The following is a 16,489-nucleotide window of genomic DNA, read 5'->3' as shown; positions in this document are numbered from 1 at the left end:
TCAATCTACGTGACACCCCGGCCGGAGCCGGGGGCAGCGGCTCAGCGCAGCGCCTCGGCGACCTCGCGGGCCGCTTCCATCACCCGCTGCCCCACCTTCTCCGGGACGGTGTCCGCCAGCATCACCACGCCCACACTGCCCTCGACGCCGGTGACGCCGACGAGCGGCGCAGCGGCCCCGCTGGCGCCGGTCTCCAGCTCACCGTGGGTCAGCGTGTACCCCGGGCCCTCGGGCGGCGACTGCCGTGCGGACAGGATCGCCCGGCCCGCGGCACCACGGTCCAGCGGATGCCGGAACCCGGCCCGGTACGCCACGTGGTAGTCCGTCCAGGTCGGCTCCACGACCGCCACGGCCAGCGCCTCGGCGCCGTCCACGAGCGTCAGGTGTGCCGTCGCACCGATGTCCTCCGCCAGCGAGCGCAGGGCGGGCAGCGCGGCCTCGCGCACCAGCGGATGCACCTGGCGGCCCAGCCGCAGCACCCCCAGCCCGACCCGGGCTCGCCCGCCCAGGTCGCGCCGGATCAGAGCGTGCTGCTCCAGGGTGGCGAGCAACCGGTACACGACGGTCCGGTTCACGCCCAGTTTGTTGGACAACTCGGTGACGGTCAGCCCGTGGTCCGTATCGGCCAGCAGCTTGAGGACGCGCAGTCCCCGGTCGAGCGTCTGAGAGGTCTCCGCGGTCACGACGCCCACTCCTTTGGTGGTGAGGCCGGCGACCCCCGAGCGGTCGATGCGTCACCGAGTCCCGTCGGCGACGCGCTTCAGAGGCCGCCGATCGGCAGGACGGCCCGGCGGCTCCGGACCAAGTCGCTTCACGGCTGCGCTCCGCGGCGGCGCTGCCACGGGGCGTGTGCGTAGCGGGACAGTAGCGAAGGCAGTTCGCTCAGCGGAAGTGTTCGTCCAGAATCCGGGCAAGGCGATATCCGGCCTGCCGCACTTCGTCCGGATACGGCCACCCCCCAGGAACTCCCCACCTGTCACCGCATGCGCGTGGCCCACTCCTGCACCTTGGCGATCCGCTGCCGCAGCTGCCCCGCCGTGGCCTCGGCGCTGGGCGGCCCTCCGCAGACCCGGCGCAGCTCGGTGTGGATCACCCCGTGCGGCTTGCCGCTCTGGTGGACGTACGCACCGACCATGGTGTTGAGCTGCTTGCGCAGCTCCATCAGCTCCTTGTGCGTGACCACCGGCCGCCGCTCGGCGGGCAGCTCCAGCAGATCCGCCTCGGTGTCCGGCTTCTTACGGCTGTGCGCGATCTGCCGGGCCTGCCGCTTCTGGAGCAGCAGCTGCACCTGCTCCGGCTCCAGCAGCCCCGGGATGCCGAGGTAGTCCTGCTCCTCCTCGCTCCCCGGGTGCGCCTGCATACCGAACTCGGCACCGTCGTAGAGCACCCGGTCGAAGACGGCGTCGGACTCCAGCGCCTCGAAGGGCAGCATGTCCTGCTCGCCGGTGTCCTCGTCCTGCTGCTTGTTCGCCTCCTCCATCTCCTTCTCGGATTCGGCGTACGGGTCCTCCTCGCCCTCCTTCTTCGGCTTGTCGAGGGCGTGGTCCCGCTCCTTCTCCATCTCGTTGGCGAAGGTCAGCAGGTCGGGCACGGTCGGCAGGAACACGGACGCGGTCTCGCCGCGCCGCCGGGACCGCACGAAACGCCCGACGGCCTGCGCGAAGAACAGCGGGGTGGAGATGGTGGTGGCGTACACGCCGACCGCGAGCCGGGGCACGTCGACGCCCTCGGACACCATGCGCACCGCGACCATCCAGCGGTCCGTCGAGGCGCTGAACTCGTCGATCCGCTTCGAGGCGCCGGCGTCGTCGGACAGCACCAGCGTGGCCCGGTCACCGGTGATCTCCCGGATCAGCTTGGCGTAGGCGCGGGCGGAGTCCTGGTCGGAGGCGATGACGAGCGCGCCCGCGTCCGGGATCGCCTTGCGGACCTCGGTCAGCCGCTGGTCGGCGGCGCGCAGCACGCTCGGCATCCACTGGCCGCGCGGATCGAGCGCGGTCCGCCAGGCCTGGCTGACCGCGTCCTTGGTCATCGGCTCGCCGAGCCGGGCGGCGATCTCGTCGCCGGCCTTGGTGCGCCAGCGCATGTTGCCGCTGTAGCTGAGGAAGATCACCGGCCGGACGACGCCGTCCGACAGGGCGGACCCGTACCCGTAGGTGTAGTCGGCGGCGGACCGCCGGATGCCGGCGTTGTCCTCCTCGTACGTCACGAAGGGGATGGGGTTGGTGTCGGAGCGGAAGGGCGTACCGGTGAGGGCGAGCCGGCGCGTGGCGGGCTCGAACGCCTCCAGGCAGGCCTCGCCCCAGGACTTGGAGTCGCCGGCGTGGTGGATCTCGTCGAGGATGACGAGCGTCTTGCGCTGCTCGACACGGTTGCGGTGCAGCATGGGCCGGACGCCGACACCGGCGTAGGTGACGGCGACGCCGTCGTACTCCCGGCCGAGCGGCCCGGCGCTGTACTCGGGGTCGAGCTTGATCCCTATCCGTGCGGCGGCCTCGGCCCACTGCTTCTTCAGGTGCTCGGTGGGCGCGACCACGGTGATCTGCTGCACGACATGGTGGTGCAGCAGCCAGGAGGCGAGGGTCAGCGCGAAGGTCGTCTTGCCGGCGCCGGGCGTGGCCACGGCGAGGAAGTCGCGCGGCTGCTCCTGTACGTACTTCTCGAGCGCTCCCTGCTGCCAGGCACGCAGCTTGCTGGCGGTGCCCCAGGGGGCCCGGCCCGGGAAGGCCGGCGACAGGTGGTGGGAGTGCGTGGAGGTGGCGGCGGTGGTAGTCACGGTCTCCGTACGAGGGTCGAATGGGAGGGCAACCGGGCCACCCTACCGGCGGCCCGCCCCCGTCGACGCGCGAACGAGCCCGGGTCGCCCCCGGGTGGGACTCACGTCACAGCACCCGTCCCCGCCCTCGGCCGGCCGGGGCGCGGGCTCACCGGGCGTGCAGCCGCCGGGTCACCCAGGCCCCCACCAGGGCGACCGCCGCCATGGGCAGGAAGACGGCCGCGAACGCCGCGGGATGGCCGCCGCCCGCCGGCCCGGCCGCGCCCGCCGTGGCGGACGTCACGCTGCCGCCGCCCAGCGCCGCGAAGGCCGCCCCGGTGGCCGCGAGGAGGACCGCGTCGGACAGCGCGTCGGAGATCTGGAGGGCCGCGGAGTTGGCGCCGGCCTCCTCGGGGGCGGACAGCCGGAGCAGCAGCACGCTGGTGGAGGAGATCACCAGGCCCATGCCGAAGCAGCCGACACCCCAGGCGACGGCGGTGCTCCAGACCGGCACGGAGGGCACGAGCACCGCGGGCGCGGCGGCGATCGCGGCGGCGACCAGCACCATCCCCACGGTCATCAGCCGCTCCCGGTACGGCGCCATGCGCGGCCGGGACTGCACCCACGAGCCCAGCGCCCAGGTGCCGCCGCCCGCCGCCAGCGAGAACCCGGCGAGCGTCGGCGACAGCCCGCGCTGGGTGACCAGCATCAGCGGGACGAAGGACTCGGCGGCGATGTACGACCCCGCGGACAGCCCGCGCAGCAGCACCACGGACGGCAGGCCGCGCGCCGCCCGGTAGGTGCCGCGCGGGAGCAGCCCGAGCACGGCGGGCACGAGCAGCGCGGCGCCGGCCAGACCGGGGAGCAGGGAGAGCGGGCGCAGGTCCTGGGCGGCGTACTGGACGAGCCCGGCGCCGAGGGAGATCGCGAGGGCGAGCCGGATGCGGCGCCCGTCGAAGGCGGCGGGCCCCGCGCCGCCGCCCGCCACCGGGCCCGCGGCCCGCCGGCGTATCTGCGGCAGGGCGAGCGCCAGGGGGAGCACGACCAGGACCGGGATGCCGAGGAAGACCCAGCGCCAGCCCAGGTGCTCGGTCACGGCGCCGGAGGCGAGCGGGCCGACGATGGAGGGCACCACCCAGCCCGCGGCGAAGGACGCCATGATCGCGGGCCGGAGCCGTTCCGGGTAGGCGCGGCCGACGACGACGTACAGGGCGACGATCACCAGCCCGCCGCCGAGCCCCTGCACGGCCCGGCCGAGGATGAACACCCACATCGCCCGGGCGGTCCCGGCGACCACCAGCCCCGCCGCGAAGGCGCCGATGCCGGTGGTGAGCGCGCCCAGCGGGCCCCTCCGGTCGGACCACTGGCCGGCGAGCACCATCCCGAAGAGGCTGGTCGTGAAGTACCCGGAGAACGCGAACGCGTAGAGCGCCACTCCGTGCAGCTCCCGCGCCGCGACGGGCATCGCGGTGCCGACGGCGGTCGCCTCGAAGGCGATCAGTACGACGACGGAGACGATCCCGACACTGAGGGCCCGGTAGGCCGCACTCAGCACGCCGCCGTCCGGCTCGGCGGACCGGTCCGCGGCGACGGCGTCAGGGGATTCCAGGGCACTCATGGCCGCCAGCGTAAGGCGCACAACGGCATATGACAGCTGTCCCGCTGTGTGAACGGCGTATGGCAGTCCCGTTGCAGGGGCCCGGCTTCCCTTGAGCCCCTCCCCCGCGCCGCCCTACGGTCGTTCCATCAGCACGGCCGTGTGCCCGAGTGGTTCAGGGGCTCGACTGCAACTCGAGTTACGTGGGTTCGAATCCCGCCACGGCCTCCACGCGAACCGGGCGGGGCGTTCCTCAGAGCGCCCCGCCCGTCTCGTCCTGGAACAGCTCCGTCCAGTAGTGCCAGCCGGTGGCCGGCAGGGTGCCGGTGGGGTCGACGGCCGCCAGCGTGTGGAGCATGGCGGCGGCCAGGTGGTCGTAGGCGGCCGTCGTCAGTTCGTGGCCCAGGTGCTCGTCGATGGTGCGCTCGTGGTGCAGCAGCCACAGCGTGAACGCGAGCGTGGAGACATCGGTGTTGAGCGGGGAGAGCGTCGCCTCCGGCTCGCCGAAGGTCAGCACCGCGCCCGTCCTGCCGTCGACCACCAGGCTGTTGCCCCCGGTCAGCCCGCCGACGCGGACCAGGTGGTCGCAGTGCGCGGGCAGTTCGGCCAGCGGGTGGTCCGTCCCCTCCTCGGTGACGTACTCCCGCAGGGTCCGCAGCGGGGCGTCCGGGTCGGTGCGGAAGACCGCCGCCTCCTCGGGCAGACCCGTCTCGCGCAGGAACCGGCGCGTCGGCTCGTGGGTGAGCGTGACCGGCACGTCGACCTCCTCGAACCGGGCCACCCGGCCGTGCCCGAACTCCTGGTCCAGCAGCCGGGCCGGGACGTCCAGGGTGAGGCCGGAGCCGGTGCCCGGCCCGGCGGCGAGGGCGAGCGGGCGGATCAGGGCCGCCGCCTTCCAGTACGGCGGGACCGAGCCGTCCGCGCCCTCCGCGAACAGGGCGAGCAGCCGGCGCGTCGCCTCGGCCGCCACCGCCAGGCCGTACCGCCCGGCGAGGGAGGCGAACCGGCCGCGCAGCCCGGCGAGTTCCTCGGTGACCGCGGCGAACCCCAGCAGCGTGTCCAGGGAGGGGGCGAAGGGGCGCGGGGCGGGCGGCCCGACGAGGCACGCCGTGGTCAGCTCGCCGGTGTCGCCGTCGAGCAGCACCGACTCGCGGGCCATGCCGGCGGGGTGCAGGAGTTCACCGATCACCAGGCGGTCGCGCAGCTCCTCCGCCACCCGGAACGGCCCCTCCGTGGCGTCGGCGAGTCTGCGCAGCCCGCTGTCGCGCAGCGGGGAGAAGGTCACCAGGTCGGCGCCCGGCGGCAGTCCGGGGCCGGTGAGCAGACCGCGGGTCGGCGCATGGGTGACATGGCGGCCCAGCTCCGCCTCGGTCAGCGTGATGGCCGTGACCCCGGCATCGGTCGTACTCATCGCTCCCCCGCGATCTTCCCCGTACGGGCAGGTGCTCCCTCGCTTCAGCACACTACGCCGCCCCACTGACAACGGCCCGCACGGAGAAGGACGGAGGACGGCCCCGGGGCGTTGCCCGCGGGTCAGGTGAAGTAGATCCCGCCGAGGACGACGGCCAGGGCCGCCAGTACGAAGACCAGGACCCACACCACCAGCTTGCCGATGCTGGGCGGGGGTTCGTAACGGGGTTCGTCCTGCGGGCTGCTCACTGGGTCACCACCGCGGCCTGGGGTCGGATCGGGAGACGGTTGACCGGGCGGCCGGTGGCCGCGCGGACGGCGGAGGCGATGGCCGCCGGTGCGGTCACCACCGGCACCGCGCTGACCGACTTGGCGCCGAACGGGGCGACCACGTCCCGCTCCTCGACCAGCTTGACGATCCGGATGTCCGGCGCGTCCAGGGCGGTCGGCAGCGCGTATCCGGTGAGGTCGGGGTGGCGGATCAGTCCGCGCGGGGTGCGCAGGTTCTCGGTGAGCGCGATACCGACCCCCTGGGTGACGCCCGCCTCGATCCGGGCCGCCAGCTGGGCCGGGTTGAGCACCCGGCCGACGTCCTGGGCGACCGCCAGCTCCACCACCCGCACCGAGCCCAGCTCGACGTCGACGTCCACCACCGCGCGGATCGCGCAGAAGGCGAGCCCGACGAAGGCGTCACCCTGGCCGGCCGCGTCCAGCGGCTCGGTCGGGTGCGGCCGGCACTGGGCCGTGGCCCACAGCTCCTTGCCCTCCATCGCCTCGGCGACGGTGGTCGACAGCACCCCGTCGTACGACGTGATCTTGCCGTCGGAGATCTGGAGCAGCTCGGTGGACATGCCGAAGGTGTGCGCCAGCGGCTGGAGGAGCTGCGTGCGGACCATCTTCGCGGCCCGCTCCACCGCGCCGCCCGACACCCAGGTGTGCCGGCCCCGGCAGCCCGCGCCCGCCGGCGGCTGGTCGGTGTCGACCGGGGCGACGTGGACCTCCTCGACGCCGAGGGTCTCCTGGACGATCTGCCGGGCCAGGGTGGTGAAGCCCTGGCCGGTCTCCACGGCCGCGCACAGCACGGTCGCCACGCCGTCGTGCACCTTGACGGTCGCGGTGGACACCTCGTCGGCGCCCTCCGCGCCGAGCATGTGCACCATGCCCAGGCCGTAGCCGACGCCCCGCCGGACCGCGCCCGGCTCGCCCGCGCCCTCGGGGCCGCCGGGCAGCAGCCACTCCTCCTCGGGGGTGTCCTTGGGCAGCTCGGGGAGCGGGAAGTCGCGGACGGCCTGGAGGAGTTCGGCGACCGGCGCCGGGCAGGTGACCGTCTGGCCGATCGGCAGGACGTCCCCGGTCGCGAGGACGTTGCGCAGCCGCAGCTCGGCCGGGTCCAGGCCCAGCTTCTTCGCCAGCTTGTCCATCTGCGCCTCGTAGGCCGCGCACACCTGCATGGCGCCCTCGCCGCGGACATGGCCGGAGGGCGGGTTGTTGGTGCGCACGGCCCAGCCCTCGATGAACGCGTTCGGCACGACGTACGGGCCGCACGCGAAGGAGACGGCGGCGGCCAGCGCCTCGGCGGAGGTGTCGGCGTACGCGCCCGCGTCGAGCAGGATCTGCGCCTCCACCTTGACCAGCTTGCCCTCGGCGTCCGCGTGGTGGCGGTACCTGAGCAGCGTCGGATGGCGGTGGGCGTGGCCGAGGAAGGACTCCTCGCGGGTCGCCGTGAGCTTCACCGGGCAGCCGGTCTTGAGCGCGAGCAGCCCGAGCGGCAGCTGGAAGCCCTGGTCCTCGCGGTCGGCGGTGGCGCCGGGCACCCCGGTGACCACGATCTTCACCCGCTCCGGCGGCAGCCCGTAGCAGGCGGCGGCCGTGTTGCGGTCGGTGTGCGGGTCGGTGGAGGCCAGGTACAGCTCGACACCCCCGTCGGGCCGCGGTACGGCGAGTCCGGCCTCGGCGCCGATGGGCGCCGGGTCCTGGCGGCCGATCCGGTACAGGCCCTCGACCACGGTCTCGCCGGTCGCCGCCGGGTCGCCGTGGTGCAGCGGGATGTGCCGGATCAGGTTCCCGTCCGGGTGCAACGGCTCGGCCTCGAAGGCGTGCTCCGGGTCGGTCACCGGCTCGAGCACCTCGTACTCGACGATGACCGCCGCCGCCGCCATCCGCGCGGTGTCCGGGTGGTCGGCGGCCACGGCGGCGATGGGCTCGCCGTGGTGGCGTACGACGTCGGAGGCGAACACCGGCCGGTCCGGCGTGCCCCGGCCGTGGCGCGGGGTGCCGGGGACGTCCTCGTGCGTGATGACGGCCCGTACGCCGGGCATCTCCCGCGCATGCGTGGTGTCGATGGAGACGATGCGCGCGTGCGCGTGCGGGGAGCGCAGCACGGCCGCCCACAGCAGGCCCTCGGCCCACAGGTCGGCCGCGTACGGGAAGGTGCCCTCGGTCTTGGCGCGGGCGTCGGCGTGCGGCAGCGAGGCGCCGAGGCCGTGCGGCGCGGGCTCGGCGGCGGGGGCGGGGTCCGCGGTGGTGGTCGCGATGCCGGCTTCGTTGCTCACCCCTGGCCTCCGTCCTGGCCGTAGTGCGGGTCGTGCGATGGGTTCGGGTCCTGCGGTCCCGGGGTGCCGTAGGCGGGCGTGTCGGCGTAGCCGCCGTGCGGCTCCGGATACCCGCCGGGTGCGGCGGTCTTCGGGGGGTCGAAGGCGCCGGGCGCCTCGAACGCCGACGGGTTGACGCCACCGGCGCCGGGGCCCGCCTGGTGCGGGATGCGCGCCTCGTCCGTGTCCGTCCCGGTGCCGGCGTGGGCGGCCTCGCGTTCGGCGACGACCTCCTGGACGGCGTCCAGCACCCCCCGGTAGCCGGTGCAGCGGCACAGGTTGCCGCACAGGGCCTGCCGGGTCTCCAGCTCGGTGGGCGCGGGGTTGCCCTCCAGCAGGTCGTGCACGGTCATCGCCATGCCGGGCACGCAGAAGCCGCACTGGACGGCACCGCAGCGGGCGAGCGCGCGCTGCACGTCGGAGGGGTGCCCGTCGACGGCCAGGCCCTCGACCGTGCGCACCTCGCTGCCGGCCGCGGTGACCGCCGGGACCAGGCAGGAGGCGACCAGCCGGCCGTCCACCTGGACGTTGCAGGCTCCGCACTCGCCCTGCGAGCAGCCGTCCTTGGCGCCGGCGAGCCCGAGCCGCTCGCGCAGCACGTACAGCAGCGACTCGCCGATCCAGGCGTCGGTGACGGGCCGGTCGGCGCCGTTGACCCGCAGGACGTAGGAGGCGAGGGGGTGGTCGTCGTGCGGCGGCAGGGGTACGGCGGCGTCCGCGTCGGTTTCCGCTGCGGGCGCCTCCGGCTCCGGCTCCGGGTGCGCGGGGAGATCCGCGGCGTCGGCGGCGGCCGCGTCGGCCTCGTGCGCCTCGCCGGCTTCTCCGGCCGCCGCCCCGTCCGCTCCCCCGGTCGCCTCGTCGGCGGCCTCCGGTACGGCGGCGTGCGGCGCGGGCTCCTCGTGGCCCGCGGGGGCGTCTGCGGGGCCTTCGGGGGCCTGCGCGGGGGCATGGGCGTCGACCGGGGCGTGGGCGTCGGCGGGCGCGTGCACGGCGGCCGGGTCGGCGACGGGCTCTGCGTGCTGCTCGGCGGGCTCGGTGTGCTGCTCGGCGGGGGCGGCGTACTCGGTGTGCTGCTCCGTGGGTACGGCGAACTCGCCGGAGCCGTCCGCCTGTTCCGCGTGTTCCGCCGGGTCCGCGCCGCCGAGCGTGTCACCCGGGCCGGGGACCGGGTGCCCGTACTGCTCCTCGGGCGTGTGCCCGTACGCCTCCGGTGCCGCGGTGTCGCCCGCCGGGTGGCCCCAGGAGTGGCCCGTGCCGTCCGTCGCCCAGGGGGCCGGCGCGCCGCCGGGCAGGGTGGCCGGCGGGGTCCCGCCCCACTGCTCGACCAGCGAGGAGGTGGTGTACTCGCCCGACTCGTCGGGGAGGTCGCCGCCCGCGACCGGGATGGACCACTGACCGGTGACGTCGTGCCCCGGCGCGGCCGGGGCCGCGGGCTCCTCGAAGGTCCAGTGCTGGGTGGCGCCGGGGTGGTAGGTGAACCGGTCGTCCGCGCCCGGCGGCTGCGCCTCGGGCTGCCCGTGGGCCTGGCTCTGCGGGGTGCCCGGGTCTGGCCACTGGGCGGCCTCGGGCGCGGGCCAGGCAGCCGGGGCGGCGTCGGCGTGGCCGGGTGTTATCCGCGGCGGCACATAGCCGTGGCCCGGTGCGGCCAGCGGGCTGTCGCCGGCCAGCAGGGCGTCGATGCCGCCCTCGGGGAGCTTGACGAAGGCGGTGGCGCCGTCGTCGTAGTCGCCCTGGGGCAGCGGGTCCCAGCGGCCGCCGCCCTGGGACGTGCCCTCTGCGTGCTGGTCGTCGGTCACGACAGCGCCCTCCCCAGTGCTCGTCGGGCCAGCGCGGCGACGGTGCGCCGCAGGTGCAGTACGGCGGGCGGCAGCGGGGTGACGGTGCCGTCCGGTTCCGGTGCCGGGTCGGGGATGCAGGCCGCGGCGACGTACTCGCCGAAGGCCTGGAGGGCCTCCGGGACCAGCGCGCGGTCGTTGTCCCAGTCGATGAGCCGCGCGACCCACTGCTCGGCCTCCAGCGGCCGCAGCGGCATCGGCGCTATGGCACCGACCGCGCACCGCACCCCGCGCCGCGCCGGGTCCAGGACGAGGGCCACGGAGGCCAGCGCGCGGCCCGGGCCGGTGCGTCCGGTCGCCTTCAGGAAGACCTGCGGGGCGTGCAGCAGCGGTACCCGCACGAAGCCGATGAGTTCACCGCCGCGCAGCATGTCCACGCCGGCCAGCAGGTGCGAGACGGGGATCTCCCGGCGGGCCCCGCCCGCGCCCGCGACGATCACCGTCGCCTCCAGGGCGGCGAGCACGGGCAGCGCGTCACCGGTGGGGGCGGCCGAGGCGATGTTGCCGCCCAGGGTGCCCGCGTTGCGGATGTGCGGGGGGCCGGCCGCGCGCGCGGCGGCGGCGAGCGCCGGGATCAGGGCCGCGAAGTCGGGGCGGCCCATCCGCGCGTGCGTGAGGCCCGCGCCGAGCAGTGCGTGGCCGTCCTGGTACTGCCAGCCGCGGATCTCGCTGATCCGCCCGAGCCCCACCAGCGCGGCGGGCCTGAGCTGGCCGGAGTTGACGGCGGCCATGAGGTCGGTGCCGCCCGCGACGGGGACCGCGGCGGGCATGGCGGCGAGGGCCGCCACCGCCTCGTCCAGCGTCGTGGGCAGCGTGACGGCCTGCGCCGCCTGCGGTGCGTGCGTGGTCAAACCGGCTGCCCCTTCCCGCTGCCCCACCTGGTCCCGCCTGTGTTGCCGTACGGTACGTGCTGACAGGGCGGACGTGGCAACTCTGGCACATCTTCGCGAGGCCCGAACGCGGGGGTCCACCAGGAGGCGTTCGCCCACCTCATCGGGGAGTTGGTCCGGTTTCACACGGCATCACCGGTGCGTTCCGATTGCCACTCTTCGGTGACACTTGGGGTCTTTTTCCCCACCTGTTCGAGCAACCGGAATCACCGGTCACCTGTGCGGCGGCGGTCCCTCGATCGGGCGGCCGGGCACCCCGGGGCGCCTCTGCCACGGCCGGGGCCCGGCGGGTGGCCGGTAGCCGACGCCCAGGGCGTCGAGCCGTGCGTAGTGGGCGGCCATACGGCGCTCGAAGCCGGCGAAGTCCCGGTCCGCCGGGGCGGGCAGCCGGCTCCAGGCCACCTCGGCGAAGGCCGCGAGCCGTGGGAAGGCCTGGTAGTCCACGCGCGCGCTGTCCTCCAGGACCTCGGTCCACACGTTGGCCTGGGTGCCCAGCACCCGCGCGGCCTCCGCCTCGGAAAGGCCGTCCGGGACGGGCTCGAACCGGTAGACGTCCTCCAGGGTGCGCACAAAGCCGATGGGCACCGGTTCGTCGTCGCCGGGGGCCTGACGATGATCCAGATACACGAATTGCTCCGGGCACATCACGACGTCGTGCCCCGCGCGCGCGGCCGCGACGCCACCGCCGTATCCGCGCCAGGAGGAGACCGCGGCGCCCGGGGCGAGGCCGCCCTCCAGGATCTCGTCCCAGCCGATGAGCCGCCGCCCGCGCGCGGTGAGCCAGCTGTCGAAGTGCCGGACGAACCAGGACTGGAGCTCGTCCTCGTCGGCGAGCCCGAGGGCGGCCATGCGGGTCTTGGCGGTCACCGAGTCGCGCCACTGGTCCTTGCGGCACTCGTCGCCGCCGACGTGGATGAACCGTGAAGGGAACAGTTCCAGGATTTCCTCGAACACCCCCTCGTAGAACCGCAGGGTGGTGTCGGTGGGAGCCAGTACGTTGGCGGAGATCCCCCAGGTGTCCCAGACGGAGAGGGCGGTGGTGTCGACGACGTCGGTGTTGCCGAGTTCCGGGTACGCGGCGATGGCGGCCTGTGAATGTCCCGGTACGTCGATCTCCGGGACGACGGTGATGTGCCGCTCGGCGGCGTAGGCGACGATCTCCCGGATGTCGTCCTGGGTGTAGTAACCGCCGTGCGGCTTCTCCTCCCACAGCGGTGAGGCCCGGTGGCCGAATTTCGTCCGCGCCCGCCAGGAGCCGGTTTCGGTCAGTTTCGGATGGCGCTTGATCTCGATGCGCCAGCCCTGGTCGTCCGTCAGATGGAAGTGGAAGACGTTGAGTTTGTGCGCGGCCATCAGGTCCAGGTAGCGCAGCACGCCGTCCTTGGGCATGAAGTGCCGGGCGACGTCGAGCAGCAGCCCGCGCCAGCCGAAGCGGGGCGCGTCGTGCACGGTGACGGCGGGGACCTCCCACTGTCGCCGCCCGGAGACCGGGGCGCGCCGGAAGGCCTCCGGCCCGAGCAGCTGCCGGAAGGTCTGCGCGCCCCAGAACAGGCCGGTCTCGCTCGCGCCGTCGATGGCGACGAGATACCCGTCGGCGCACAGCCGGTAGCCCTCGTCGCCGCCCAGCTCGTCCGCGAGCGAGGGGATGATCCGCAGCAGGACGCGCGAGCCGCTGTCGCGGTGCGGTGCGAGGGGCAGCCCGGTCGCCGCGCCGACGGTCGCGCGCAGCCAGCGGGCGACCCGCTCGGTGCCCTCGCCGGCCTCGATCTCGGTGCCGGCGTCCAGGACGAACCCGGTGCCGCCGCCGGGCAGCGAGGCCGTGACCCGGGCGGGCGCCGGGATCAGCGCCACCTCGGGTTCCGGGAAGCGGCTGCGGTCGCTCATGGCATCGGCCCTTCGGTCCCGGGGGCTTTTCGTGTCGGCGGGGACACTACGGACCCCGCACCCCCGCGACAAGAGGTCTGAACCACTTCGCGCCGCACGCGCGCAAAGGCCCCCGGGACGCACACCTGACGCGTCCCGGGGGCCTCGGAAACCTGGACCGGCCGGACACCTCCGGCCGAGGGGAGACCGCTACTTGTCGCCGCCCTTGCCCTTGCCCTTGTCGTCGCCGCCGCTGCCCATGGACTCGTAGATCTCCTTGCACATGGGGCACACGGGGTACTTCTTCGGGTCACGGCCCGGCACCCAGACCTTGCCGCAGAGCGCCACGACGGGGGTGCCGTCGAGGGCGCTCGCCATGATCTTGTCCTTCTGGACGTAGTGGGCGAAGCGCTCGTGGTCGCCGTCGCCGTGGGACACCTGTGGCGTCGGCTCTACGAGGGTTCCCGTACCAGTCCCGCGCTCGGGCTCGAGAGTGCTCATGTCGCCAAGGGTACTGAAGCTCACACGCATCAGTTGAGCGAAGGGTCGTCCGGGTACGTCGCCACCATCGCCAGCTCGTTGCGCTGGCGGCGCAGCACCTCCCGCCAGAGCCGCTCGGGGGCCGGCGAGGAGACGTCCCCGGGCTCCGACTCGACCACGTACCACGCGCCCTCGACCAGTTCGTCCTCCAGCTGGCCCGGGCCCCAGCCGGCGTACCCGGCGAAGATCCGCAGCGAGCCGAGGGCGGAGGCGAGCAGTTCCGGCGGGGCCTCCAGGTCGACCAGCCCGATCGCGCCGTGCACCCGCCGCCAGCCCAGCGGGGCGTGGTCCTCCTGCGCGCCGCCCGGGATGACCGCGACGCCCAGCGCCGAGTCCAGCGAGACGGGGCCGCCCTGGAAGACGACACCGGGCTCGCCGGTGAGATCGGCCCAGCCCTCCAGGATGTCGCCGACGTCCACCGGGGTGGGGCGGTTGAGGACGACACCGAGGGAGCCCTCCTCGTCGTGGTCGAGGAGGAGCACCACCGCGCGGTCGAAGTTGGGGTCCGCCAGGGCGGGCGTGGCCACGAGCAGCCGCCCTGTGAGCGAGGACACCTCGGTCATGCCAGACATGATCCCGCATCTTGCCCCGCGGTGGGGAGCCCATCCGGGGGCATTCAGGGGGCCGCAGCTCAGGGCGCGGGGAGGCACCCCGGGCGCACACGGGATTCCGGTGACCCCATGTGCCCGATAAGGAACCGTTCGTGTTGTGACACAGCTATGACATGGCTGGTTGGTCCTCGGGCTTACGACCGGAGGGTGATCGGCGATTACCCTGTCTCTCCGGCCCCTGCGCACAGTGATCGGCCGGCCCCTGACCAACTCATCGGAACGCGAGATTCATGACCGTCAACGACGATGTCCTGCTTGTCCACGGCGGAACCCCGCTGGAGGGCGAGATCCGTGTCCGCGGTGCGAAGAACCTCGTGCCGAAGGCCATGGTCGCAGCCCTGCTGGGCAGCGGTCCGAGCCGACTGCGCAACGTTCCCGACATCCGTGACGTCCGGGTCGTCCGCGGCCTGCTCCAGTTGCACGGAGTGACGGTCCGTCCGGGCGAGGAACCCGGCGAGCTGGTGCTCGACCCGACGTACGTCGAGAGCGCCAACGTCGCTGACATCGATGCCCACGCGGGTTCCAGCCGGATCCCGATCCTGTTCTGCGGCCCCCTGCTGCACCGTCTCGGCCACGCCTTCATCCCGGGCCTCGGCGGCTGCGACATCGGCGGCCGGCCGATCGACTTCCACTTCGACGTGCTGCGGCAGTTCGGCGCGACCATCGAGAAGCGCGCCGACGGCCAGTACCTGGAGGCCCCGAAGGGCCTGCGCGGCACGAAGATCCGGCTGCCCTACCCGTCGGTCGGCGCGACCGAGCAGGTGCTGCTCACGGCCGTCCTGGCCGAGGGCGTCACCGAGCTGTCCAACGCGGCCGTCGAGCCGGAGATCGAGGACCTCATCTGCGTGTTGCAGAAGATGGGCGCGATCATCGCGATGGACACCGACCGGACGATCCGCATCACCGGTGTGGAAAAGCTCGGCGGCTACACCCACCGGGCCCTCTCGGACCGCCTGGAGGCCGCCTCCTGGGCGTCCGCCGCGCTCGCCACCAACGGCAACATCTACGTCCGCGGCGCCCAGCAGCGCTCGATGATGACGTTCCTGAACACCTACCGCAAGGTGGGCGGCGCCTTCGAGATCGACGACGAGGGCATCCGCTTCTGGCACCCCGGCGGCCAGCTGAAGTCCATCGCGCTGGAGACGGACGTGCACCCCGGTTTCCAGACCGACTGGCAGCAGCCGCTGGTCGTGGCCCTCACCCAGGCCACCGGGCTGTCCATCATCCACGAGACGGTCTACGAGTCGCGCCTCGGCTTCACCTCGGCCCTCAACCAGATGGGCGCGCACATCCAGCTCTACCGCGAGTGCCTGGGCGGCTCCGACTGCCGCTTCGGCCAGCGGAACTTCCTGCATTCCGCGGTCGTCTCCGGCCCGACCAAGCTCCAGGGCGCCGACCTGGTCATCCCCGACCTGCGGGGCGGCTTCTCGTACCTCATCGCGGCTCTGGCGGCGGAGGGCACGTCCCGGGTCCACGGCATCGACCTGATCAACCGCGGCTACGAGAACTTCATGGAGAAGCTCGTGGAACTCGGCGCGAAGGTGGAGCTCCCGGGCAAGGCGCTCGGCTGACCCCCACGAAAACGCCAGAAGGGCGGCCTCCCTCGCGCTGAGGGGGCCGCCCTTTCGACGTCTTCGGTCACGCACGGCGCTCGGCGAACCGGCGCTCCGGTGACCTGAGCGCTCGAAGCGGAGCGCTTACTTGCCCTTGGCCGCTTCCTTGAGCTTGCTGCCCGCGGTGACCTTCACGCTGTAGCCGGCGGGGATGTTGATCGGCTCGCCGGTCTGCGGGTTGCGCGCGGTGCGAGCGGCACGGTGGGTGCGCTCGAAGGTCAGGAAGCCGGGGATGGTGACCTTCTCGTCGCCCTTGGCGACGATCTCGCCGACGGTCTCGGCGAACGCGGCCAGCACGGCGTCGGCGTCCTTGCGGGTCACCTCGGCGCGGTCGGCCAGCGCGGCCACCAGCTCACTGCGGTTCATGTTGTTACTCCCGTGTTTTTCTTGCCGTTGGGGTGTGCCAAGCGGCAGGGCCGCATAGTAGGCACTGCGATGCCGATGCGCTCGCGCCCAGGGACGCATCCTGCCCCTACCTGCGGCGGGAAAGCCAATCCGGCACCCGTAGGAGTCGTGAGAACACCCTGGGGAGTCACACGAAAAGCGCCTGATCGTCGCCACACTAGAGGGCGTACGGCAACCGCCGGTTGCACGACGCGCCGAAGCAGGAGCTGCCGTGGTGATCCTCACAGCCCCTGCCCGCTGACGCACGTGCCCGCTAGACGGTCGCGCCCGCCGCCTTCGCGGCCTCGCGGACGGCTCCGGCGACGGCGCCCGCGACCTTGTCGTTGAAGACGCTGGGGATGATGTAGTTCGGGTTCAGCTCGTCCTCGCCGACCACGTC

13 protein-coding genes and 1 tRNA gene are annotated in these 16,489 nt (G+C 73.6%); 2 read left to right on the top strand and 12 right to left on the bottom strand.

What is annotated here, in order from left to right:
• Positions 1–41: 41 nt before the first annotated feature.
• The 3 genes from ACFVIU_RS18420 to ACFVIU_RS18410 form a co-directional block, all read right to left on the bottom strand.
• Positions 42–683, bottom strand: coding sequence for an IclR family transcriptional regulator (locus tag ACFVIU_RS18420; RefSeq protein ID WP_385843595.1), 642 nt, complete (start codon positions 681–683; stop codon positions 42–44).
• Between the two features lie 293 nt (positions 684–976).
• Positions 977–2,776, bottom strand: coding sequence for a DEAD/DEAH box helicase (locus ACFVIU_RS18415; RefSeq protein WP_385843594.1), 1,800 nt, complete (start codon positions 2,774–2,776; stop codon positions 977–979).
• 148 nt (positions 2,777–2,924) lie between these two features.
• Positions 2,925–4,373 (bottom strand): MFS transporter, encoded by a 1,449-nt coding sequence (locus tag ACFVIU_RS18410; protein WP_385843592.1) that lies wholly within the window; start codon positions 4,371–4,373, stop codon positions 2,925–2,927.
• A 135-nt stretch (positions 4,374–4,508) separates the two neighbouring features.
• On the opposite strand from ACFVIU_RS18410, the gene ACFVIU_RS18405 reads away from it, so the two are divergent.
• A tRNA-Cys gene (locus tag ACFVIU_RS18405) sits at positions 4,509–4,583 on the top strand.
• Positions 4,584–4,605: 22 nt separating this feature from the next.
• Here ACFVIU_RS18405 and ACFVIU_RS18400 read toward each other — a convergent pair.
• The 8 genes from ACFVIU_RS18400 to ACFVIU_RS18365 form a co-directional block, all read right to left on the bottom strand.
• The gene (locus ACFVIU_RS18400) at positions 4,606–5,763 is read right to left on the bottom strand and encodes an SUKH-4 family immunity protein (protein WP_385843590.1); all 1,158 of its coding nucleotides are present in this window, start codon (positions 5,761–5,763) and stop codon (positions 4,606–4,608) included.
• A 122-nt stretch (positions 5,764–5,885) separates the two neighbouring features.
• Positions 5,886–6,011, bottom strand: coding sequence for a hypothetical protein (locus ACFVIU_RS18395; RefSeq protein ID WP_385843589.1), 126 nt, complete (start codon positions 6,009–6,011; stop codon positions 5,886–5,888).
• Complete coding sequence (locus ACFVIU_RS18390) at positions 6,008–8,314, bottom strand: xanthine dehydrogenase family protein molybdopterin-binding subunit (protein WP_385843587.1); 2,307 nt, start codon at positions 8,312–8,314, stop codon at positions 6,008–6,010. Before ACFVIU_RS18390 ends, ACFVIU_RS18395 begins: the two co-directional genes overlap by 4 nt.
• Positions 8,311–10,149, bottom strand: coding sequence for a 2Fe-2S iron-sulfur cluster-binding protein (locus tag ACFVIU_RS18385; RefSeq protein ID WP_385843586.1), 1,839 nt, complete (start codon positions 10,147–10,149; stop codon positions 8,311–8,313). The genes ACFVIU_RS18390 and ACFVIU_RS18385 overlap by 4 nt, the downstream gene beginning before the upstream one ends.
• Positions 10,146–11,039: an FAD binding domain-containing protein gene (locus ACFVIU_RS18380; RefSeq protein ID WP_385843585.1), complete on the bottom strand. Its 894-nt coding sequence runs from the start codon at positions 11,037–11,039 to the stop codon at positions 10,146–10,148. Before ACFVIU_RS18380 ends, ACFVIU_RS18385 begins: the two co-directional genes overlap by 4 nt.
• Positions 11,040–11,291: 252 nt before the next feature.
• The gene (locus tag ACFVIU_RS18375; RefSeq protein ID WP_385843583.1) at positions 11,292–12,962 is read right to left on the bottom strand and encodes a beta-N-acetylhexosaminidase; all 1,671 of its coding nucleotides are present in this window, start codon (positions 12,960–12,962) and stop codon (positions 11,292–11,294) included.
• 189 nt (positions 12,963–13,151) lie between these two features.
• The gene (locus tag ACFVIU_RS18370; RefSeq protein WP_093696521.1) at positions 13,152–13,442 is read right to left on the bottom strand and encodes a DUF3039 domain-containing protein; all 291 of its coding nucleotides are present in this window, start codon (positions 13,440–13,442) and stop codon (positions 13,152–13,154) included.
• Between the two features lie 29 nt (positions 13,443–13,471).
• Positions 13,472–14,044 (bottom strand): YqgE/AlgH family protein, encoded by a 573-nt coding sequence (locus tag ACFVIU_RS18365; protein WP_385843582.1) that lies wholly within the window; start codon positions 14,042–14,044, stop codon positions 13,472–13,474.
• 278 nt (positions 14,045–14,322) lie between these two features.
• Here ACFVIU_RS18365 and murA point away from each other — a divergent pair, with 278 nt between their 5' ends.
• A complete protein-coding gene (gene murA / locus ACFVIU_RS18360) occupies positions 14,323–15,663 on the top strand; it encodes a UDP-N-acetylglucosamine 1-carboxyvinyltransferase (RefSeq protein ID WP_385843580.1) in 1,341 nt (446 codons plus the stop codon).
• Between the two features lie 126 nt (positions 15,664–15,789).
• Here murA and ACFVIU_RS18355 read toward each other — a convergent pair whose 3' ends face one another.
• Positions 15,790–16,071 carry an HU family DNA-binding protein gene (locus ACFVIU_RS18355; RefSeq protein WP_023550134.1) on the bottom strand — a complete coding sequence of 94 codons (282 nt, stop codon included), beginning with the start codon at positions 16,069–16,071 and terminating at the stop codon, positions 15,790–15,792.
• Positions 16,072–16,489 lie beyond the last annotated feature (418 nt).

Source organism: Streptomyces sp. NPDC127190 (genome assembly GCF_042672505.1).
Taxonomy (GTDB): domain Bacteria; phylum Actinomycetota; class Actinomycetes; order Streptomycetales; family Streptomycetaceae; genus Streptomyces.
This window is presented reverse-complemented; position numbering and strand designations above follow the sequence as displayed.